Source organism: Paenibacillus sp. J22FR21 (genome assembly GCF_056269135.1).
The window spans coordinates 418,874-439,163 of record NZ_JBWDNJ010000006.1 but is presented as its reverse complement, the minus strand read 5'-3'; the positions used below and the strand labels follow the sequence as shown (position 1 = coordinate 439,163).

The 20,290-nt window shown below is 49.4% G+C and carries 22 protein-coding genes; 12 read left to right on the top strand and 10 right to left on the bottom strand.

The window, feature by feature from the left end:
* Positions 1–49: 49 nt before the first annotated feature.
* The 3 genes from AC0YNS_RS22875 to AC0YNS_RS22865 form a co-directional block, all read right to left on the bottom strand.
* Positions 50–484, bottom strand: coding sequence for a DUF1641 domain-containing protein (locus tag AC0YNS_RS22875; protein ID WP_475783260.1), 435 nt, complete (start codon positions 482–484; stop codon positions 50–52).
* Positions 485–670: 186 nt separating this feature from the next.
* Complete coding sequence (locus AC0YNS_RS22870) at positions 671–1,432, bottom strand: SDR family oxidoreductase (protein WP_475783259.1); 762 nt, start codon at positions 1,430–1,432, stop codon at positions 671–673.
* Between the two features lies 1 nt (position 1,433).
* Positions 1,434–1,811 carry a MerR family transcriptional regulator gene (locus AC0YNS_RS22865; protein ID WP_475783258.1) on the bottom strand — a complete coding sequence of 126 codons (378 nt, stop codon included), beginning with the start codon at positions 1,809–1,811 and terminating at the stop codon, positions 1,434–1,436.
* A gap of 181 nt (positions 1,812–1,992) precedes the next feature.
* Here AC0YNS_RS22865 and AC0YNS_RS22860 point away from each other — a divergent pair, with 181 nt between their 5' ends.
* Positions 1,993–2,577, top strand: coding sequence for a Crp/Fnr family transcriptional regulator (locus AC0YNS_RS22860; protein WP_475783257.1), 585 nt, complete (start codon positions 1,993–1,995; stop codon positions 2,575–2,577).
* Positions 2,578–2,598: 21 nt separating this feature from the next.
* Here AC0YNS_RS22860 and AC0YNS_RS22855 read toward each other — a convergent pair whose 3' ends face one another.
* Positions 2,599–3,306, bottom strand: a complete 708-nt coding sequence (locus tag AC0YNS_RS22855) for a DUF4386 domain-containing protein (RefSeq protein ID WP_475783256.1) — start codon at positions 3,304–3,306, stop codon at positions 2,599–2,601.
* A gap of 128 nt (positions 3,307–3,434) precedes the next feature.
* Here AC0YNS_RS22855 and AC0YNS_RS22850 point away from each other — a divergent pair, with 128 nt between their 5' ends.
* The 3 genes from AC0YNS_RS22850 (at position 3,435) to AC0YNS_RS22840 (ending at position 5,728) form a co-directional block, all read left to right on the top strand.
* Positions 3,435–4,775 carry an aminoglycoside phosphotransferase family protein gene (locus tag AC0YNS_RS22850; RefSeq protein ID WP_475783255.1) on the top strand — a complete coding sequence of 447 codons (1,341 nt, stop codon included), beginning with the start codon at positions 3,435–3,437 and terminating at the stop codon, positions 4,773–4,775.
* A gap of 106 nt (positions 4,776–4,881) precedes the next feature.
* On the top strand, positions 4,882–5,346 hold the full coding sequence (locus AC0YNS_RS22845; protein WP_475783332.1) for a phage tail protein: 465 nt from the start codon (positions 4,882–4,884) through the stop codon (positions 5,344–5,346).
* A 25-nt stretch (positions 5,347–5,371) separates the two neighbouring features.
* Entirely contained in the window at positions 5,372–5,728 is a 357-nt protein-coding gene (locus tag AC0YNS_RS22840; protein ID WP_475783254.1) for a VOC family protein, read from the top strand.
* 103 nt (positions 5,729–5,831) lie between these two features.
* Here the strand turns inward: AC0YNS_RS22840 and AC0YNS_RS22835 are convergent, their stop codons facing one another.
* The 6 genes from AC0YNS_RS22835 to AC0YNS_RS22810 all read right to left on the bottom strand — a co-directional run bounded on the left by AC0YNS_RS22835 (position 5,832) and on the right by AC0YNS_RS22810 (position 10,324).
* Positions 5,832–6,461 (bottom strand): HD domain-containing protein, encoded by a 630-nt coding sequence (locus AC0YNS_RS22835; RefSeq protein WP_475783253.1) that lies wholly within the window; start codon positions 6,459–6,461, stop codon positions 5,832–5,834.
* A gap of 236 nt (positions 6,462–6,697) precedes the next feature.
* Positions 6,698–6,991 (bottom strand): Dabb family protein, encoded by a 294-nt coding sequence (locus AC0YNS_RS22830; RefSeq protein ID WP_475783252.1) that lies wholly within the window; start codon positions 6,989–6,991, stop codon positions 6,698–6,700.
* A 59-nt stretch (positions 6,992–7,050) separates the two neighbouring features.
* On the bottom strand, positions 7,051–7,821 hold the full coding sequence (locus AC0YNS_RS22825; protein WP_475783251.1) for a TIM barrel protein: 771 nt from the start codon (positions 7,819–7,821) through the stop codon (positions 7,051–7,053).
* 44 nt (positions 7,822–7,865) lie between these two features.
* Complete coding sequence (locus AC0YNS_RS22820; RefSeq protein ID WP_475783250.1) at positions 7,866–8,705, bottom strand: AraC family transcriptional regulator; 840 nt, start codon at positions 8,703–8,705, stop codon at positions 7,866–7,868.
* A gap of 26 nt (positions 8,706–8,731) precedes the next feature.
* The gene (locus AC0YNS_RS22815) at positions 8,732–9,796 is read right to left on the bottom strand and encodes a zinc-binding dehydrogenase (protein WP_475783249.1); all 1,065 of its coding nucleotides are present in this window, start codon (positions 9,794–9,796) and stop codon (positions 8,732–8,734) included.
* Between the two features lie 174 nt (positions 9,797–9,970).
* On the bottom strand, positions 9,971–10,324 hold the full coding sequence (locus AC0YNS_RS22810; RefSeq protein WP_475783248.1) for a DoxX family protein: 354 nt from the start codon (positions 10,322–10,324) through the stop codon (positions 9,971–9,973).
* 322 nt (positions 10,325–10,646) lie between these two features.
* Here AC0YNS_RS22810 and katG point away from each other — a divergent pair, with 322 nt between their 5' ends.
* From katG to AC0YNS_RS22770, 8 genes are all read left to right on the top strand, one after another.
* On the top strand, positions 10,647–12,821 hold the full coding sequence (gene katG / locus AC0YNS_RS22805; protein ID WP_475783331.1) for a catalase/peroxidase HPI: 2,175 nt from the start codon (positions 10,647–10,649) through the stop codon (positions 12,819–12,821).
* Positions 12,822–12,983: 162 nt separating this feature from the next.
* Positions 12,984–13,382 (top strand): DUF1398 family protein, encoded by a 399-nt coding sequence (locus AC0YNS_RS22800; protein ID WP_475783247.1) that lies wholly within the window; start codon positions 12,984–12,986, stop codon positions 13,380–13,382.
* A 274-nt stretch (positions 13,383–13,656) separates the two neighbouring features.
* The gene (gene helD / locus AC0YNS_RS22795) at positions 13,657–16,074 is read left to right on the top strand and encodes an RNA polymerase recycling motor HelD (RefSeq protein WP_475783246.1); all 2,418 of its coding nucleotides are present in this window, start codon (positions 13,657–13,659) and stop codon (positions 16,072–16,074) included.
* A 228-nt stretch (positions 16,075–16,302) separates the two neighbouring features.
* Entirely contained in the window at positions 16,303–17,772 is a 1,470-nt protein-coding gene (locus AC0YNS_RS22790) for an S-layer homology domain-containing protein (protein ID WP_475783245.1), read from the top strand.
* A 128-nt stretch (positions 17,773–17,900) separates the two neighbouring features.
* The gene (locus tag AC0YNS_RS22785; protein WP_475783244.1) at positions 17,901–18,263 is read left to right on the top strand and encodes a DUF1304 domain-containing protein; all 363 of its coding nucleotides are present in this window, start codon (positions 17,901–17,903) and stop codon (positions 18,261–18,263) included.
* 186 nt (positions 18,264–18,449) lie between these two features.
* Positions 18,450–18,824, top strand: a complete 375-nt coding sequence (locus AC0YNS_RS22780; RefSeq protein WP_090980452.1) for a GntR family transcriptional regulator — start codon at positions 18,450–18,452, stop codon at positions 18,822–18,824.
* 3 nt (positions 18,825–18,827) lie between these two features.
* The gene (locus AC0YNS_RS22775; protein ID WP_475783243.1) at positions 18,828–19,550 is read left to right on the top strand and encodes an ABC transporter ATP-binding protein; all 723 of its coding nucleotides are present in this window, start codon (positions 18,828–18,830) and stop codon (positions 19,548–19,550) included.
* Positions 19,550–20,290, top strand: a complete 741-nt coding sequence (locus AC0YNS_RS22770; protein WP_475783242.1) for a hypothetical protein — start codon at positions 19,550–19,552, stop codon at positions 20,288–20,290. Before AC0YNS_RS22775 ends, AC0YNS_RS22770 begins: the two co-directional genes overlap by 1 nt.

Here is a 20,290-nt window from a genome sequence, read left to right as displayed (position 1 = left end):
TTAAAGTCCTCCCCATGGATCAAGATAATTGGACGACGTGCGGTGCGGTTTATTTCTTTCTCTCACCTAGAATATCCAGATAGGCCTGACCGAACCGAAGCATCCTCTGCAGCTCCGGGTTTTTCAGCAACTTCAACATGCCAAGCAAACCGATCGTTTCATTGCTTTTCTCAGCCCGGTCAGAGGCCTCGATAGCCGCGGTCGCAATGGCCTTGATCTTTTCTTCAATCGGAATCGCTAACTCCTTCATGCTCTTCGCGGTATCTGCGAGAAGCACGCGGTCTGAAAGCACCTTCTGGGTGAAATCGTAAGTCTTTATAAGTTGAGTAGAAATTTCGGCAAGTTGGGGCAAATGAAGAATCAGTGCAGTTAAGGCTTCCCGTACTTCCGGTTTCGCCAATTGTTCCATCACATCCGGATTGACGTTACCTTGTGCCTCCGCTAAATTCCCTTGATCGGACTCGAGTATAGATGTATTCGACATGCCAAGTTCCCCCTTCAAGCAGTGTAGGTTGTCCTGCTGTATATATAACGATTTAAGGACGGTTTTTGTGATGATTATGGGGATAACAAGGTTATCCAGTTGGAGTTATTATTCAAAATACACGCGGAAAACATACAGCAAAAATCCCAGCAACTTAACCGGTGGCTGGGACTGCTTGCGTTCTGGTTATTCAATTGTTTTTCTCAAAGACTTATACATAGCGGCTACATGTTCATCGACTTCATCCCGTGACATGCGTAAGCGATTTACAGAAGTACCATATCCAATCTCGGTGTCGCCTGCCGTTAATCCCTTGAAAATGCCATCTGCGAAGTCATTTAGCGGTTCACCATGCGTATGCAGTCCCGCACCGCCTAAATCGGTATTCACCGCCGGGGGAGCGACTTCAATAACTGCTACAGAAGTGTCAGCAAGCTGGTGTCTTAAACTCATCGTAAACGAATGAAGTGCGGCTTTCGTTGCTGAATAAATCGGTGCAATCGCAAGTGGAGTGAAGGCTAAGCCCGATGTCACATTAATGATTGCCGCGTCTTCTTTGGTCGCAAAATAGGGAGCGAACAGCATAGAAAGATGGATAGGCGCTTCTATATTTGTTGTAATTTCTTGGTTGAACTCACGCCAACTATTCTTAGCGTCCGCCTTCAATACATGAAAGCGTTGCTGGATCCCTGCATTGTTAACTAACACATTGACCTCCGGATAACTCGCCGTCACCCAATCAAATAATGCTGCGCGCTCGGATTCCGAATTCAAACCGCTTACTCGCGTGATCAGCGCTGGATATTTTTCTTTTGCCTCCTGAAGGACATGTTCGCGCCGTCCAGAAACAATGACTGTATTGCCGGCTTGAATAAAGCGTTCTGCAAAAGCTAATCCGATTCCGGCACTTCCGCCCGTAATGAGTATTGTGTTCCCTGAAAGGTTCATTCTAATCCACCTTCTCTATAGATTTTCCGTTTGTATATCGAGCAATTTTGTCGTCAATTCCTTTTAACGCTTCAGTCATCAACGAAATTTCAGCCAGCACAGCTTGCTTGTGAGCGTTCATCATTTCAAGTCGGAGTGGAATGGTGTTTGCCCCTTCCATAATCCAATCCATGTACTGCTTTATACCGCTTATGGGCATGTGCGTGTTCTTTAAACAAATAACGGTCTCAAGTAGTGCCATTTGTTTTTCTGAAAATAGCCGCCTGCCAGCTTCATCGCGCTCGATCAGGGGGAGCAGTCCTTTTTTTTCATAATACCGTATCGTAGATTCCGGGATCGTTAATTTCGCTGCAGCTTCGCCAATAGAACGGTACTTCATCCGGAGACCTCCATAATCTATTCCTGTCGACAGGAATAGAATACGACTTAAACCATGGTTTAAGTCAACATCGAACGATTCATTTCGGCAGGCCTTTATTTATGCCTTCTCTTTATCAATCGCCCGTATTCGTGTAGTACAATGGGGATAACAGCCGTCATTGTAGAAGGAGAGAGTGATCATGGAACACATTTTATTCACCTATATGACGAAATTGACCTCCTTAAGTGAAGAAGAACAACAAGCGATCGTGAACGAAATTCATATCGAAGAATTTAAGAAGGGAACCATCCTCCTTAAACAAGGAGAGGTACCTGCAAAATGTTATTTCGTTCTGAAGGGATGTATCAGGCAGTACTCGAACGATGAAGAGGGGAACGAGGTTACATCGAACTTTTATACCGAAGAGCAGGCGATTGCTTTTTTCAATCATCATAAGGCAGACAAGTCATCCGACTACACCATTGCGTGCCTAGAAGACTCTGTGGCGGTGGTTGGCGACCTGGATATTGAACAGGACATGTATACCAAATACACGCAGTTGGAGTCGATGACTCGTAAGATGATTGAAGAGAACTTTAGTCAGGTGCAGGCGGAATTTGCGGCGTTCATTGCTTCTTCACCTGAGGAACGCTTCAAGGCGCTGCTAGTGAAACGACCTTCTCTAATCGACCGGGTACCGCAGCATCAATTGGCGAGTTTTCTCGGCATGACCCCGGAGTCTTTAAGTAGAATTAAGAAGAGAATGCATCGCGAATATACATAGCTTAAAATCAGGTGAATATGTCTATTTTCCTCCCCTGAATAGCAACCATAACCCAAAGCCGAGTTCTCCCGCTGTCATGGGGACAGTAAAAACAATTTCGAGTATCTTCCCGACTTCCTCATAATCCGCAAAAAATAGTTTACTCATGTGAATCAAGATATAGCCAATAGAAGCTAGAAGCAGCAGGATGCCGATCCATCGTGGTACGTTGTTTGATTGGAGAGCCAATATTCCCAAAATCAGCAGATGCGCGCCAAAGACGATTAAACCAAAGGACCAAATGGAATCAAAGGCCTGTAAATGTAACATCACTTGTGCTCCAAGTTGATTGGAGGTATAAGGTGATACATAATCGGTGCTGTACGTAGTCATCGGCAGCACGAATAATAAATTGGCGATCGCTATTCCTAATAGGGTCGCATAAACAAGACGGAGCCATGCGCTGAGCAAGGCTAGATATTTATTGGTTGATTTCAGGAACACGTAGCATGACCAAGCGACCACAATATCGCACAGCAGGATTATAATCCAACCGAAGATTTCGGCTTTGAATAGATGTTGATGCGAAATCATGTACTGGAGTACGGCGCTTGCATCCCCCTGTTTCAAAATCCTTGCATGCACAAAGCCATACGAAAAAATGGCGGCAAGCGTCATGATCATGAGCGCTGTACCGCCAGTTAAAGCCGACTTTCGCTGATCCGATATCTCTCTTCCTTGGCTAACCATTAGAGACCCTCCTAGATGTATGTGGTAATTTCATTGTATCTGGGAGGGTTTTTGCTTGCATTGACTTAAGTCAATGCATCGCCGACGGATCGTTGATCCGATCACCTCGTACAAGGAGTTATGATCACATGGACAATGTTAATGTAATTTATGGCATATTGCCGCACCCGACGCTCGCGGGCCGGGTGTTTGTGCAGAAAGAAAATGACGAGTGGTGTCTCCCGGGTCTGCGAGTGGAAGAACAAATTTCCTCGACTTCAGCAACACGCGAGATGTCGCGTATGTTCGGTCAGCCGGTGATCGCGTACAGATACGTATCTATTTCAGAAGACCTACAACGGGGTCGAATAGAAGGCATCTTCTTATTAGACAATCTTGGCAGCGACAAATTAACGCAAGAGGGAAAATGGGTAAGACGGGATGACTTGCCCCATTTACAATTCAAACGATTGGACCATCTCGAAGTCCTTAACAATCATTGTTTTGAACCGGAGACCGTTGATCAGCCAAAGTTTCGCCGGCCATGGGAGAACAGCGGTTGGTTTACCGGAGTCATGACGTGGATACAAGAGATTGTCGCCTCATTGGGCAGCGAGGTTATTGCGCAACCGGAGCCCATGAAATGGTGGAGTCTGTCGTGTGTCCTCCGGGTACCCACCACACAGGGAAATGTCTACTTCAAAGTAAATGCCGAACAACCGTTGTTTGTGGATGAAGCGAAGTTTCTTCAACTCATAGGTAGCTTCTACCCGGGGCGTGTACCGGTCGTCCTTGGAGCTGAACCGCGATACGGATGGATGTTATCAAGCGATAGCGGAATGAGCATAAGAAATAGCGTTACAATGGAACAGAAGATGGAATTGCTGCGAATATTCGCAGGCATCCAGCTTGATTCCATCAACCATATAGATGAGTTGCTGGAAGTAGGCTGTGCCGATCGCAGACCGCATCGATATATTCCTTTCATTGCCCCGCTTTTGGATGACGAACTAATGATAGCCCGGCTAACGCCGGAAGAAATTAGCGATCTTCGAAAGCAACTGCCCAAAATCACGGAGATGTGCTTGAAGCTCTCGGAGTACGAGATTCCATCCACGCTGCTGCACGGCGATCTTAATCTAGGGAATGTGACAAGCGCACAAGACGACAGGCTGAGCCTCATCGATTGGACGGACGCATCCGTAGGACATCCCTTCATGGATATGTTCCTCATCTTTGATGAAAGCGATATAAAGCTGCGTGGTCAACTTCGAGACGTTTATTTGGCCATGTGGAGCGACTTCGAGCCGATGCACCGTCTGTTGGAGCTCTGGTCGCTCTGCGAGGTCATCCATGCCATCCATCACGCCATTAGCTACCAATCTATTCTGCACCACACCGAGGAAAGGGCAAGACCCGAGCTGGACGACGGCCCTCCGTTCTACCTTCGCAAGGCATTGCGATTTCTTCATGAGCAAGCTGAACAATAATTCAAAAACACCCGTTCCGGGGAGCAAGTGGTTCTTACGCCTCTAGCCTAATATTTGGTATAATATCGGGGATAATAGGATTATATGGAGAGAATGAGGGATGACAATGTCGTATGTCGTTGATTTTAAAAATGTGTCTACAGTTGGTTTAGAGTCTTCACCGGTAGCAGAGACGCTTGCCGGCTTGCGCGCGAATGAAGCCCGTTATTTTATGAACAAATACGAACATGTGTTTACGACTGTCCCGGCAAGCGAAAGTCAGGAAGATCTCGATTATGCGAACCGAATTCTGAAGGAGGAACGCAATATCGAGTTTGCGGCCAAGCCTTTAGAGACCTCGCGTTTTCAAGTGGAAAACATTCAATTTACCTACGTCTTCTATGAGGATGGCCTTTCGATCAATGTGATGTATACGGTCGATGACCCTAAGAAGCGGGCTGTTGGGTTTAAGCTGTCTGAAGGAATGGAGATACCGAAGGAGCTGGAACCGAAGTTTAAATTCGCAAGGCAGAAGTCCAAATTAGCCGGCACCATTCGGGGTTCGTTCTTCGTTATTAAGGGCGAATATTAAACAGAAGGGCAGTGAAGTTGCCGCTATGATCAATGCTGCACATATTATTTTGTATAGCACGGACGCGGATGCAGACCGGGTTTTCATGCGAGACGTACTCGGATTAGCAGGTGTGGATGCCGGCGGCGGGTGGCTTATCTTTAAACTTCCCCCTGCAGAAATTGCTGTACATCCTACAGATGGACCAAGCAAGCACGAGTTCTACTTTATGTGCGAGGACATCGAGAAGACGCTAATGGATTTAACGGCAGCAGGTGTTGAAATCTCGGCGCCGATCAGCGATCAAGGTTGGGGCAAGCTGGCCTCCATTAAGCTTCCAAGCGGTGCGGATCTTCCGATTTACCAACCGCTTCACCCCGTAGCCTACGACCTGGAGAGCTGAGTCTATACCAAAGTTAAGGCCATCCCGCAGCGGGATGGCCTTTAACAATTCGACGGATGCATGAATAACTGATAAGGCAATGCTAACGGAAATGAGGTCAGCATTAGGACGCCAATGCTTCCTTCGTGATCTGCTCGATGTCGATTGGAGAGCGAGCTCCTTCGCTTACGAGGTCGGGCAAAATGTGCTGCAGGAAGTAATCGACGCAGTGCAGCCGAATGCCTTTGATCTTAATGAGCGCATATCGGTACATGACGATGAACTCTTGCTCGGAATTTCCCTTCTGCAGCTCGGCGAACGCTTCGTAGATCTGATCCATTTTATCGGCCACTTCGAGGATTTGCCCTTCTACGGAATCATCCTTGCCTTCGCGCAGCTGTCTGCGGAAGATGGACTTAAACTCTTCAGGGATATGCTCATCGATGAAATGGGCCACCATTCCTTCTTCGACTTGCTGTAACATGGAGCGCAGCTCCATGGAGTAGTGCTTGACGGGCGTCTTAATATCGCCGATGAAAATTTCACCGTAGTCGTGACTGCTGGTGATTTCATAGAGCTTCTTCCAGTCGACAGTGACACCGTGGCTTTCTTCGATATCGGCCAGAGTTTTGGCATACTGGATCACTTTCCACGAATGCTCGGCAACGCTATGTTCCTGGAATTTGAATTTGCCGGGACAACGAATAATTCGTTCCAAGTCGGTTAACGATTGGAAATACGCATGAATGCCCATACTATCAGATTCCTTCCTTCGATAAGAGTTGGCTTGCTGCCGTCGTAGGTTCAGTATAAAAGCGGATTGTTTGCGGATCGTTAACTCGAGATTGGCAATCGGTGGACGTAAGTCACCCAGTGCACCCATTATGTACGGAAGAAGGCCGCAGATGACTGAAGATGAAAAAAATGGCGCCACAGATAGGAGATCTGTGGCGCCATTTTTTAATTTACCCTTTAGAATAAACGTTATATCTAAACTGCAATATCCACGCCGATACTGTCTAATCTGCCAACTTCACGAATGTAGGAGACGACAGCCTGATGGTTTTCATGAATCGTGTATGCATTCACTGCATCTTGATTCTCGAATCTCACCATAAGCACAACTTGGTATTCTTTGCTTTTCTCCGCCATGTTGAGTCCTGCCTGAATTTCGACGATTCCAGAGATGGTATCTTGCAGTGCCTTGAAGCGTTTCGCGACCTCTTGAAGCTGTTCATGTGTGGTCGTTTCAGCAAATTTCAAAAGTACAGTACGTTGAATCATGTATGATTCCTCCTATAAGGCAGCGGTAGTAGTTCTTGTCCATTTTACATGCGACAAGCTTACACTTCCACTCGAGACAAGATTTCGTCTTTAAACTGTTGAATGGCAGCATCTGTATCGATCGTGTAGCCGCCTTCCAATCCGACAAAACCGGAGAAGCCGGTACCTTTGATGGCATTCAGGATATTCACGTAATTTAGCTCGCCCGTGCCCGGCTGCTTGCGGCCGGGGTTGTCCGCGATATGGTAGTGGTTGATGCGTTCCATGTAACCGGTCGCGTTACGGATGACGTTGCCTTCTGTAATCTGCTGATGGTAGACGTCGAACACGAGCTTCACGTTCGGGCTGCCCACTTGGTCGACGACATCCACGGATTCGTCCGAACGCTGCAGGAAATGTCCTTTATGATCTACGAGTCCATTAAGCGGCTCCAACTCCAATACGACACCTGCTTCCTCAAGCAGAGGTGCCAAGCGCTTGAGCGTCTCCACCATCGTTGCTCGTTGAACGTCGCGAGGGACGCCATCTATTTCGTTGCCTGTTTGTGAAATAATCGACTTCACGTTCAGCACCCGGCAAGCTTCGATCGTCTGCCTAACGCCTTCGATGTAAGCGTCCCGCTGCGACTCGTCGACCAAGCTGATGAACTTCGTGCACGTCGCGCTGATGCCGACGCCAATCCGCTCTTGTTCCTTGGCGAAAGCTTTAAGGTCCTCCAGCTCCCACCAGGCGTAGTACTCGAGTCCGTGAAAGCCGTGTTCTTTGATTTTCTCCAGATGATAGACGGCGTCTTTGCCTTGATAAGCCCCGATACACAATGAATATTTCATGCTGCCAATTCGCTCCCCTGACCATTTATGGTGATACCCTACCTTCACTTCGAAACCCGCCATTTGCGATTGAGCTCGCGAAATTGGGTAGGTGCTATGCCAACGTAGGACTTGAATAGTCTCGTAAAGTTCTGTAATTCGCTATAGCCTAATCGTTGCGAAATTTCCGTCACGGACAGATCGGATGTCTCTAGCAGCGTCTTCGCTTTCTGAATCCGCATTTCGCGCTGTACTTGGAGTGGGGACTTGCCGAATAATTCCTTGAACCGGTTGCTTACATAAGTGGGATGCATGTGAAGCTCATCTGCCATCTGCTGCAGCGTGAGTGGTTCTTCAGGCGATTGTACGACCCGTGAGAGCATAGCCAGAAACACATCGGATTTGGCGACGTCCTTCTGGGCATCTTTTTGACTGAGTGCGCTGTTCAAAATGATGTATAAGAGCTCGAGCGACTTCGCTCGCGTTAAGATCGAACGCGGCAAGGAGGGCATGCGGGCATCCGCTGAATCGATGAATTCCATGAACACTTTCTCGAAATAGACATGATCTTGCAGCGGGAACACGAATGGGATGCGGAACATCTTCATGACATCCATGACGCCTTCAATTTCGAATGTGAAATGCCACCAAAGAAACTCGGTTTGGTCGGAGGTATCTTTATAATGATCATGCACCACATGCGGGGGAATAAAGGCCACGGTCCCCGGTTCGAGTGCCATCTCTTCGCCATCGATTCGGAGCTTGGCGCTGCCCGACTTCAAATAAGACATGACGTAGAAGGGAAGTGTACGGTTCAGCGTCTTCATCTCGCTGCGGCGATGCACATCGAATTGGCTGACCTGCAGCTCGGCATGTTTTAGAAAATAGCTCAAGCTATCGCTCATAACACTTCCCCCTTCTTTGTTATGGATTAAAACGTGACGCCAAGCTTAATGCTCTGCTCCGGACTTTGATCCACGTATTTCTCATAACCCTCGGCGGATTCCTCGAAAGGGATCACCGGGTAAATGATATTCTCGCAATCGATACGGCCGCTCGAGAGGATATCCCAGCATACGTCTTCGATGCGGCGCCAGCTCCAACGCGGGTAGTCCGGGTTCGGCTCGCTGCAAGCACGGGAGAAGACGATTTTGGCATTGTTGAAATGCGCTTCGCGGCCCAAATCGAGCCCGCCTTTGAACGCTCTGGCCCAGCCGAGGAACGCGATCGTGCCGCCGTAAGCCAGCCCGCGGAGCCCTTGCTGAAGCGCGAATTCGTTGGCACTTGTCTCCAAGATCACATCGACGCCGAGCTTGCCTGTCGCTTTCTTAAGTTCGAGCCCCACGTCATCCGTGAGAGGATCGAATGCCGCATCTGCACCGTTCTTAAGCGCGACTTCGCGCCGTCCTGCGATCGGATCGATAACGGCCACCCAACTGGCGCCGGCCAGCTTCGCCAGCTGTGCAGCGATTTGACCAATTGCGCCGAGGCCGAATACTGCGACCCGGTCGCCCGCCCTAACGTGTGCGTCGCGAATGCCGCCAAGCGCAAACTGAGCGGGATCGAAGCACACCGCGTTTTTCCATGACATGCCTTCGGGCATTTTTTTCAAATAATAGTTGTTAACCGCGTTTACGATATGCGTTTCACGAATGCCTCCGTAACAAGATACACGGTCCCCGACGTTATACTCCGTTACTTCGGAACCTGCCTCTGTAATGACGCCCACCCAGATGTTGCCTAGGTTCCATCGTCCGAAGCCGCCGTCCGTTTGAATATCCTTCGGATCTCTCGGCAAGAACAGATTCCAACCTTCTTTATCATCGAAGTAATCGGCCGTATGCGGGCTTTCACCGCGGAAGCCTGCAAGATCAGTGCCGTGCTTGGGCGAAGCGTGGTCGACGCGCACCTTCACCTCGTTCGGCAGAATAGCACGATCCTCGTAAGGGATAATCGCCGCTTTACGCGGGGCTGATGCAATCAATTGTTTAGGCATGTTTCATCCTCCTGATTGTAAGATAATAATCACTTATGAATAAGAGCATAATCTCGGTTGTTATCGCTTACAGCTTGATTATATAGCATGTTATTCCATGAACCATTATCAATTACCGATGGATACTTATCACTTTTACAGGTTTAATGAAAAAAGCTCCCCAAATGAGGGGAGCTAGAAACGACCGATCGCGACCATCAATGCCAGCGCGATGAAGACAATATTCACGCCGATTTCCCGATACTCCTTACGCCCTATATGGAACAAGGCGCCACAGAGGACGATCACGGCAAGCGCGGTAGCGGCTATTGGCGTTAACGCCGGTACGATATCCAACGCTTGAGGCAGGATAAGTGCAACTGCGCCGAGTAATTCTGCTATCCCAATAAAGGCTACGAAGGCTTGTGGAACGTCTTTCACCCATCCCCATGAGGCTTTGGCCTTCTCAAACTGAAAGGCCTTCAACCAGCCCGAATAAATAAAACCTAATGCGGCAACACCTTGTACGATCCATAATGCAATATTCATGAATGATCTCTCCCCTGATTACGGATTAGTTGACTGCTATATGTAGGATAGCCTCTGGGGTCGACGGTAGGAAGTAGGCACTTTTTATAAACCTAGTATTTAAAAGTGACCTTAATCGGGTAATGGGGGAAGCGGGATTGTCCGTATTTGGCAGCGTTGGACATAGGGTAGTGTGGTGGGACATATATATTTGGTAGAGTCTTGACGACGTGAAAAAAGCCCCAAAAAAACAATTGATTTCTGCTGTAATTAGCTTTATAACTAGTATTAGAATAATTATCATTTAGTACTAATTTTAGTTCATGGGGTGATAACGATGAATATGGAAAATGCTAACGCAGGGAAGTGTCCGTTCAATCATGGAAGCGCTACGAGTCCTGCATCCAGCGGTACGTCGAATCGTAACTGGTGGCCTAACCAACTGAATTTGAACATTCTTCATCAGCATGACCAGAAAACGAACCCGATGGGCGCAGCGTTTAACTATGCAGAGGAATTCGCCAAGCTGGACTATCCGGCACTTAAACAGGATCTTCGTGATCTGATGACAACCAGTCAAGATTGGTGGCCGGCTGATTACGGTCATTATGGGCCATTCTTTATCCGTATGGCGTGGCACTCGGCAGGCACATATCGTACGGGCGATGGCCGTGGAGGAGCCGGAACCGGCACGCAGCGGTTTGCCCCCCTTAACAGCTGGCCAGACAATGGCAACCTAGATAAAGCGCGTCGACTGCTGTGGCCGATTAAACAGAAGTATGGCAACAAGATCTCTTGGGCGGACTTGTTTATTCTGACGGGGAATGTGGCCATTGAGTCCATGGGCGGCAAAACCTTTGGTTTCGGCGGCGGCCGCGAGGACGTCTGGCATCCGGAAGAGGATATTTACTGGGGTGCTGAAACGGTATGGCTGGGGGACAATCGCTATAAAGGTGATCGTGAGCTCGATAATCCGCTCGCGGCTGTTCAAATGGGCTTGATCTATGTTAATCCGGAAGGTCCTAACGGCAGTCCGGACCCGCTTGCAAGCGCCCGTGACATTCGTGAAACGTTCAAACGGATGGGAATGGACGATGAGGAGACGGTCGCTCTCGTGGCTGGCGGGCATACGTTCGGCAAAGCACACGGAGCGGGAGATGCCGCACTTGTCGGGGCTGAGCCGGAAGGAGCTGCTATTGAAGCGCAAGGCTTGGGCTGGTTGAGCACGCACGGCTCAGGCAAAGGCCGTGACGCCATCACGAGCGGTATCGAAGGCGCATGGACGGCGAATCCGACGCAGTGGGATAACGGCTTCTTCGAGCTGCTGCTCGGGTATGAATGGAAGCTCACGAAGAGCCCGGCAGGCGCGAATCAATGGACGCCTATAAACCCTGCTAAGGAGCATCTTGCACCAGATGCGGAAGATGCGTCCGTTCGCGTTCCGACGATTATGACCACTGCGGACATGGCGCTTCGTGCGGATCCGGCATACGAGGCAATATCTCGCCGTTACTATGAGAACCCGGAAGAGTTCGCGGATGCCTTTGCTCGCGCATGGTTTAAGCTTACTCACCGTGACATGGGGCCTCGTGCAAGATATCTGGGACCGGAAGTGCCGGAAGAAATTCTGATCTGGCAAGATCCTATATCTGCACCTGAGACGGAGCTGACAGACGCCGAAGTAGAAGAGCTGAAATTGAAGATCCTAAGCGCAGGACTAACAGTCGGCGAACTGGTATCGACAGCTTGGGCTTCGGCCAGTACATTCCGCGCCTCCGATATGCGCGGCGGCGCGAATGGTTCCCGAATTCGTCTTGCTCCACAGAAGGATTGGGAAGTGAATCAGCCGGAGCAGCTTGCGAAGGTTATTGCTGCACTGGAAGCCATTCAGAGTGGTCTGGATAAGCAAGTAAGCTTGGCTGACTTAATCGTACTGGGCGGCAGCGCCGCAGTGGAGAAAGCCGCTCGAGATGCGGGCTTTGATGTGACGGTGCCTTTCGCCTCCGGACGCGGCGATGCCACGCAAGAGCAAACGGATGTAGAGAGCTTCGCTGTACTGGAGCCGGCTGCCGATGGATTCCGCAACTATCAGAAGAAGCAGTATAGCGTCAGCCCTGCTGAGCTTCTGGTGGATAAGGCACAGCTGCTGAACCTTACGGCACCGGAAATGACTGTACTCGTAGGCGGCATGCGCGTGCTGGGCACGAACTACGGGAATACCGGGCATGGCGTGTTCACCGATCGCGAAGGTACGCTCACGAACGATTTCTTCGTAAATTTGCTGGATATGGGCCTGCAGTGGAAGCCGGCTAATGCGGTGGTTTACGAAGGGCGTGACCGGAAGACGGGCGAAGTCGTGCGTACGGCTACCATCGTCGATCTCGTGTTCGGCTCAAACTCCGTACTGCGCGCCATTGCTGAGGTTTACGCGCAAGACGATAACCAAGAGAAGTTTGTGCGTGACTTCATTGCGGCATGGGTGAAGGTCATGAATGCAGACCGCTACGATCTTGCATAACCGACACGAGAGTAGACAAAGCACTTATTGAATTTTATTTATAGAAGCTGAAGAGCGCTGCCTAATTCAGGTGGCGCTCTTCATTTTTGCCGGGCTTGTATGTATGCTATTATGGCAATAAATCCAACTCGTACACTAACATCTCACAAGGAGAGGCTTCCTATGAATATTGAAGAAGTTAAACGAATTAGCTCGGTGTCCAAAAGCGAAAGATGGCCCTACCCAAGAACGTTTCAGGAATTGCTCCATGCAGGAGTGGTTGCTTATCGGACAAGCGTAGCCAACGACAACATCGTGTATATGGGGGCAGACAGTCAGTACGAGGAAACGAATTCGGCGGCGGTTTCAACCCTTGAGGTAGCGGAGCAGTTCCAAGCCGATGCCGTAAAGAGAGGACTGGTACATCATCAGCAGCATCGGACTCCTTTTTCAGAATTTCTTAGGGACATGGCAGCTGCAGGCGTACACTATTACGAAGTGAATATGATCGATCGTACGATTAACTATACGAGCGGGAGAGCCGGAGAGTCTTATGTGGAGGCTGTTCCGGTTTTCGAATAACCCCGAAGTCGAGGGGGCTGCCGGATCACAGGTTCAAGCGTAGTTTACAATAGAGACAAAAACACCCCGGGAAAATTTCCCGGGGTATTTATCGTAATCACCAATTGTGCTCGAAAAAGCAACATGCTATAATAAAAGAATTCTCTGCAGTTTTATGTATTAAGTCGTAGTTATTGCATCTTATTTATACCTTAATATTATCACAGGGAAGTGCGGGTTGTCAAATGTTCTTTTGCTTCTCCAAATTACAGTTTAAAGGAGTGTGCCCAGAAGGATGATACACGCAAAGGATTGGGAGAACGAACAAGAGCGGCTGGAGCTGACAATGAGCAAGCTCAATGAAGCAATCGTGGAGCTGGAGCCTAAAGTGGATCAACTGGGTCATCAAGCGGCGGACATCCGCAAGCGATTCTGGGAAGAAGTCACGGTGAATACGAGCACCCATGAGGATTTTGAAGAGACGTTCTTCACGATTCAGCAGCAGGCAGCCGTATTATCCGAACGGGAGCGGAGCCACCGGCAGCTGCAGCAGAAATGGAATAGCGTGAAGCGACTGTTGGTATCTCCCTATTTTGGACGTATTGATTTTCAAGAGGCTGGTCAGGATCTGATTGAGCAGGTTTATATAGGCGTGTCCTCTTTCGTCGAACAGGACGGCATGAATTTCTTGGTGTACGACTGGCGTACGCCAATTGCGAGTTTGTATTACGACTACTCCCCTGGCGAGGTTGCCTTTGACACGCCCGGGGGATCAATTAAGGGGATCATGACGCAGAAGCGGCAATACCAGATTCGTGACGGACGGATCCAGAACTTGTTCGACTCCAGCATAACGATTGGCGACGAATTGCTCCAGCAGGTGCTGGGCAAGGGCGCTGATACACAGATGAAGAGTATCGTGGCGACGATCCAGAAGGAGCAGAACGCCATCATCCGTGACGATAGAAGCCGCATGCTCATTGTGCAAGGTGTGGCTGGCAGTGGAAAAACCTCTGCTGCCCTGCAGCGCGTAGCGTACTTACTATATAAACATCGCGATAAACTGACGGCTGATCAGATTGTTCTCTTCTCACCTAATCCGATGTTCAACAGCTACGTGTCTACGGTTCTTCCGGAGCTTGGCGAGGAGAACATGCAGCAAACGACCTTCCAAGAATATCTGGACTATTGGCTTGGATCAATATTTCAACTGGAGGATCCCTTCGACCAGCTTGAATATGTGTTAACCGAAGATTCGACACAGGGGTATGCGCCCCGTCTGAGCGGAATCCAATATAAGTCTTCGGAAGCGTTCCTTCAGGCTCTTCATGGTTATGCGTCGTGGCTGGGGCAAGCAGGGATGCTGTTTAACGGCATTCGATTCCGCGATCGGGTTTTAATTACCGGCGATCAAATCAAATCGAAATTTTATAGTTATGAACCCTCGATTCGACTAACCAATCGCATAACTCTACTGCAGGAATGGTTAATGAAGGAACTGACTCTGCTGGAGAGAGAAGAGCTGTCGGCTTCGTGGGTTCAGGAGGAACTGAACTATCTGGACAATGAGCAGTATGCGGAAGTATTTGGCGAGCTGCACAAGGATCGCGGTGTGTTTGATTTCGCCGAGCAGTATGCGGAGGTACAAGAATTTGTAACGAAAAAGCGCCGTGGAGATGAAGCAGACTTCAACTTCGCCGAGCAAGAGGAAGAGATGCTCTGCCGCATGGTCGTGAAAGAGGCCTTCAAGCCGCTGAGACGAAGCGTAAAGAGTATGTTGTTTATCGATATGCAGGGCATATACACGCAATTGTTCAGCGAGAATGACAACGTGTATCTTACAAGGACGAACACTGCTGAAGTCCCCGAGCATTGGCCGCAAATCTGTGAGCAGACGAGGGAGAAGCTGAGTCGACGCGAGCTGTATTATGAGGACGCAACACCGTACCTCTATCTAAAAGAACTCATTGAGGGCTCTCGGGTGAATACGCTGGTTCGGTATCTCTTTATTGACGAGGGCCAGGATTATTCAATGTTCCAATATCAGTTTCTCAAGAATCTGTTCCCTCGTGCCCGCATGACGGTATTGGGTGATTTCGGTCAGGCGATCTTCACGCAGGCAACGAAATTACATGAGGCGGAGTCACCGCTGCTCAAGCTCTATGGCGAGGCCGAAACGAGCCGAATTCAATTGTCCCGCAGTTACCGCTCCACGCGCGAGATTGTAGAGTTCACCAGGTCGCTGCTGCCGGGTGGCGAGGGGATCGTGCCCTTCGATCGGAGGGGAAGGAAACCCCTTCTTATTCAGACGGGCAGCGACGTGATGAGGACGGCGCGAATGGCAGCGGACCTCGCGGCTCTTCAGGCGGAGGATTTCGGCTCCATTGCTATTATTACGAAGACAGCAGCCGAGAGCAGGGAGGCCTACGAACGCCTTGCCGCTCATGGTTGTCAGGGGCTGCGGCTTGTTACGAAGGAGACGCCTGTCTTCGAGAAGGGAATCATGGTTATTCCCTCTTACCTCGCCAAAGGGGTGGAGTTCGACGCCGTGCTTATCTATGATGCCGCTTCTTCCGTATACCATCGGGAAAGTGAGCGCAAGCTCTTCTACACGGCATGTACGCGTGCCATGCACCGGCTTCTACTATATACGACAGGTGAGTGGACACCGTATATCCAGGGTTTGGATTCCTCATTGTATGAAGGGGTATAAGCGAGCCGGAGTGGACCGCAGTTATAGGTTTAACACAGTAGACACGGTACCCGACTTGGGTGCCGTGTTTATTTTTGCTAATATCCAGTTTATTGAAATGGGTTATAGTTCGAAAGAATCTCGTTCTTTTGTAATTCTTTTTCACTTATAAGCTAAACAAAATAGGTCTGCATGCCGAAATAAATTTTAGAATAATTTACTAGTTTTTAATAAAAGGAGCGTTTGTTGATGAAGAAGAAGGCTTCAAAATGGTTGATTCTCCCACTGGGAATAAGCTTACTAATGCCAAGCTTAGTTGCGAATGCAGCGGATTCGGCCCCAAAGACGTCGGCAGATTTTCAAGATTTGAAGGATTTGGATGCAGCAACCAAGGCCAAATTTGATGCATTGATTTCCAAGGGTATATTTGATGGCATGGGCAACGACACGTTTGGAATTAAAGAAGAAATGAACCGTGCACAATTCGCTAAAGTGGCTGCTTTGATTTTTGGCCTCCAGGTCGACAGTACTTTAAAGACTTCCTCGTTTAGCGACGTGGGTGGCACCGATGGAACGAATGGTTGGGCGATTCCTTACATCGAAGCCGCGAAGAAAGCCGGACTAATTAACGGAGTTGGCGATGGTAAATTTGCTCCTGGCAACACCGCGACTTTAGGACAACTTGCTACTGTATTCGTTAGAGGCTTAGGCGGTACAGTAGATGTCAACAAAACACCATGGTACAGCGATGCCGTTAAACAAGCCATCGAGTTTAAAATCCTCGATGCAGGAGTAGACGGTTCAAAAGTCGCCACTCGTCGTGATCTGGTTGTTGGTGCGTATGGCGGACAGCAAGCTTATGAAGTGATTAAGAAAGAAAAAGAAGAAGAGAGTAAGCCAAAACCACCAGTAGTAATACCATCTGGAGATACAACTGCACCGAGCATCACCGCTGCTACCGTTAACGGCAGAGATGTAACGGTATCCGGTGGCACAACAGGTACGATCAGCTTTAAGAGCAGTGCGTATCTGACAGCGGGAACGCTTAGCGTGAGTGAAGCTTCGACGTTGACTATTACTGCAATTGAAGGTATCACTTTGACGGATTATCCGTCGTTGCCACTCTCTCAATCCCTAAATTCCGGCTCGAACACACTTGATCTGATTGACAAGCTTGGAGCGCTCGATCCACAAGAAGACGGCGTATCCATGTCGCTGCTTAATCAGTTGGATACCAACGATGACGGGCTAGTCATTACGGGAACGCTTCGAGATAATTCCAGCAACTCCCGCACGGTAACATTAACCATTAAAGCAGACGATGCGGCGCCTAACCTGACTGCAGCGAACGTCAACAATCTTGCTGTTACTCTTAATGACAACGAAGGCCAAATCACGATCACAAGCGGTTACCTGACTACGGGAAACATTACTTCCAATGAAGACGCCACTTTGACGATCACCGACATTCAAAACGTGAACCTGTCCTCTTATCCGTCGTTGAACTTCACGCAGCAGCTTGTCGGAGGAACGGCTTCATCCTTGGATCTAATCACAAAATTAGGTGTTTTGGATAAACAACATGACGGTGTGTCCGTTAGCTACTTGAAGCTCCTTGGCGGCAATGCCAATCAGATGGTTGTATCGGGTACGTTGACTGACGCTGCGGGCAATGCCAGCGCGGTTACTCTTACTTTTTACTGGAACAACATCGCATAACAAGATGGATGGTGAAGAGCGCATACCTTTCAAGGTGGCGCTCTTTTTTTGTAGGTAGAGCTTGTCCCGGGGTTCGGTAGGATGTATATATAGGATATAAACGCATACAGGCAGGGGAGAAGACGCAAATGACGATTATAGCTGCACTATTGGTTGCACTTGTCGCAGTGGAGCACATCTATATCTTAATACTGGAGATGTTTATGTGGACTACGCCGCGGGCATTAAAGGCATTCGGTACCACGAAGACGTTCGCCCAAGAATCGAAGTCCCTCGCTGCCAACCAGGGATTGTACAACGGTTTCTTAGCGGCAGGTTTGCTCTGGGGATTGTTCCATCCCGCAGCCGCAGTCGGGCATCAGATTCAACTATTCTTTCTCTGCTGCGTACTCGTTGCTGCTATTTATGGAGGCGTAACGGCTAAGAGATCTATCTTGATTGTGCAAGGTCTGCCTGCAATCGTTGCACTGGCGTTCGTGTTGATGACCTAAGTTAAGTTAGCCGTGCTAACACGCTGATGTCCTCAAATCGCGATTGTAAAAGCCGCTTCCCGCATAGGAAGCGGCTTTTTGGCGCAAATAGAAACAAAGCCATTGACAAGCGCCTCGGATTCCACATATATTATCGGTACACTAGTTTAGTAGTGCACTGGTTCGCGGTCTATAGGAGGGTCGGACATGCAACTTAATTTTGACAACCCGAAACCGATATATTTGCAAATGGTGGACGAGGTCAAGAAGGCGTTAGTCAGGGGTGAGCTGGCGCCGGGAGACAAGATCCCTTCCCTGAAGGAAAGGGCTCAAATGTCGCAGGTTAACCCGAATACGGTGCAAAGGGCGTATCAGGAGATGGAGCGGGAAGGATTGACGGAGACGTTGCGCGGCCAAGGCACGTTCATCAAGAACGACCCGGCTTTGCTGCTGCATATACGAGCGGAGATGGCCAACACGGCGGTACGCCAATTTATCGAGGAGATGCGGGGTCTGGGAGTCGAACCGGGAGAGACAGAGCTCTTGCTTCGCAAGCAATTATACGAAGGCGAGGAGGCTTAGAGCATGAGCATGAATGAACATTTCGACCAACCCTATATTGCAGAGTTACATGGCGTTCATAAACGATACTTGTTGAAACACGCGATTAACGGAATCGACCTCCAAATCCGCAAAGGAACGATAGTCGGCTTGCTCGGCCCGAACGGGAGCGGTAAATCGACTCTGCTTAAGATGCTGGCGGGAATGATCTATCCGACGTCAGGCAGCATTCTCGTAAACGGCAGGGAGCCCGGCGTTCGGAACAAAGCGCAGATCGCCTATTTGCCGGAGATCGACAATTTGTATGGCTGGATGACGGTGAAGGAAACGCTGCGTTTCATCTCCGGCTTTTATCCCGATTGGAAGGCGGACAAAGCGGCGGATATGCTCGCGAAGATGGAGCTTGATATCGACCAGAAGGTGCGCAGCTTGTCCAAGGGAATGCGCGCAAGATTGAAGCTGATCGCTGCCTTATCCCGCGATGTGCCGCTCGTCCTGCTTGATGAGCCATTCTCGGGCATCGATCCTTCCTCGCGCGCTAAGATCATCCGCTCGATCGCCAGCGAATTCGAATCCGGAGAGCAGACGATCATCTTATCCACTCATTCCGTGAAAGAGTCTGAGCCGATGTTCGATGACGTGATCTTCCTGCAAGGCGGACGAATCAAACTGTTCGACTCCGCAGAGAACCTGCGCGCGGAGTTCGGTTGTTCACTCGAGAACATATGGGAGAAGGTGTACGTGTAATGGCATTCCGCAATTTATTCCGCAAAGAGCTGAAGAGCGTCTGGCCCTTATACGGCGTTTTCTCGGTCGCGGTCCTTTTGATGGATCTCTTGCTCTGGTTCAAGAGTGGGGTATGGGAGGATGACGTGCTGTCGATGTTATCGTTGTTATTCCCTTATATCTTCATTGCTGTGGTCACGATCGGTGTAGGCTATTATCAGCTGCATTCGGAGTGGAGAACGAATTCGATTTACTTGCTGCTCTCGCTGCCTGTACGTGGATGGAAAGTGTTAGCGGCGAAGCTCGCAGCTACGATAACGTTGTTGATCGGAGTCATGCTGTGGATTGCAGCAAGCTTCTCGCTCACGCTGCTAATCGCCAAGTGGGATGAGTGGCAAATTGTCCACGAATTGCTGAGCTTCAAGCCGGAGATCGTGAACTTGATTCTGCACAGCTTCTGGCTCTACCTGTTCATCACGGTATTCGCGGTCGTTATCGTGCAATTCGCATTCCTTTGCGGGCAGCTCGTCGCGCGATTGAAGTGGCTCGTTGTTCTCATCGCTTTCGTCACGGCGCTCTGGGCCACGCTTCGGGTTACCCCGCTCTTGTCGGCGCTGCTGAATTGGACGCCTGATATATGGATCGGCGAAGGGCAGGATGGAACGTTTATGCAAACCGGACCGTTCATCGTTGTGGCGCTTATTATCGTCGGATTAACGTGGCTGAATGGGTATATTTTCGAACGGGAAGTGGAGGTATGA

Coding starts and splice junctions, on each gene's coding strand:
- AC0YNS_RS22770 (WP_475783242.1), top strand. CDS start 19,550: ATGGCATTCCGCAATTTATTCCGCAAAGAGCTGAAGAGCGTCTGGCCC.
- AC0YNS_RS22865 (WP_475783258.1), bottom strand. CDS start 1,811: ATGAAGTACCGTTCTATTGGCGAAGCTGCAGCGAAATTAACGATCCCG.
- AC0YNS_RS22825 (WP_475783251.1), bottom strand. CDS start 7,821: ATGAAATATTCATTGTGTATCGGGGCTTATCAAGGCAAAGACGCCGTC.
- AC0YNS_RS22790 (WP_475783245.1), top strand. CDS start 16,303: ATGAAGAAGAAGGCTTCAAAATGGTTGATTCTCCCACTGGGAATAAGC.
- AC0YNS_RS22855 (WP_475783256.1), bottom strand. CDS start 3,306: ATGGTTAGCCAAGGAAGAGAGATATCGGATCAGCGAAAGTCGGCTTTA.
- AC0YNS_RS22860 (WP_475783257.1), top strand. CDS start 1,993: ATGGAACACATTTTATTCACCTATATGACGAAATTGACCTCCTTAAGT.
- AC0YNS_RS22775 (WP_475783243.1), top strand. CDS start 18,828: ATGAGCATGAATGAACATTTCGACCAACCCTATATTGCAGAGTTACAT.
- AC0YNS_RS22870 (WP_475783259.1), bottom strand. CDS start 1,432: ATGAACCTTTCAGGGAACACAATACTCATTACGGGCGGAAGTGCCGGA.
- helD (WP_475783246.1), top strand. CDS start 13,657: ATGATACACGCAAAGGATTGGGAGAACGAACAAGAGCGGCTGGAGCTG.
- AC0YNS_RS22830 (WP_475783252.1), bottom strand. CDS start 6,991: ATGATTCAACGTACTGTACTTTTGAAATTTGCTGAAACGACCACACAT.
- AC0YNS_RS22845 (WP_475783332.1), top strand. CDS start 4,882: ATGTCGTATGTCGTTGATTTTAAAAATGTGTCTACAGTTGGTTTAGAG.
- AC0YNS_RS22875 (WP_475783260.1), bottom strand. CDS start 484: ATGTCGAATACATCTATACTCGAGTCCGATCAAGGGAATTTAGCGGAG.
- AC0YNS_RS22820 (WP_475783250.1), bottom strand. CDS start 8,705: ATGAGCGATAGCTTGAGCTATTTTCTAAAACATGCCGAGCTGCAGGTC.
- AC0YNS_RS22780 (WP_090980452.1), top strand. CDS start 18,450: ATGCAACTTAATTTTGACAACCCGAAACCGATATATTTGCAAATGGTG.
- katG (WP_475783331.1), top strand. CDS start 10,647: ATGGAAAATGCTAACGCAGGGAAGTGTCCGTTCAATCATGGAAGCGCT.
- AC0YNS_RS22850 (WP_475783255.1), top strand. CDS start 3,435: ATGGACAATGTTAATGTAATTTATGGCATATTGCCGCACCCGACGCTC.
- AC0YNS_RS22785 (WP_475783244.1), top strand. CDS start 17,901: ATGACGATTATAGCTGCACTATTGGTTGCACTTGTCGCAGTGGAGCAC.
- AC0YNS_RS22810 (WP_475783248.1), bottom strand. CDS start 10,324: ATGAATATTGCATTATGGATCGTACAAGGTGTTGCCGCATTAGGTTTT.
- AC0YNS_RS22840 (WP_475783254.1), top strand. CDS start 5,372: ATGATCAATGCTGCACATATTATTTTGTATAGCACGGACGCGGATGCA.
- AC0YNS_RS22800 (WP_475783247.1), top strand. CDS start 12,984: ATGAATATTGAAGAAGTTAAACGAATTAGCTCGGTGTCCAAAAGCGAA.
- AC0YNS_RS22835 (WP_475783253.1), bottom strand. CDS start 6,461: ATGGGCATTCATGCGTATTTCCAATCGTTAACCGACTTGGAACGAATT.
- AC0YNS_RS22815 (WP_475783249.1), bottom strand. CDS start 9,796: ATGCCTAAACAATTGATTGCATCAGCCCCGCGTAAAGCGGCGATTATC.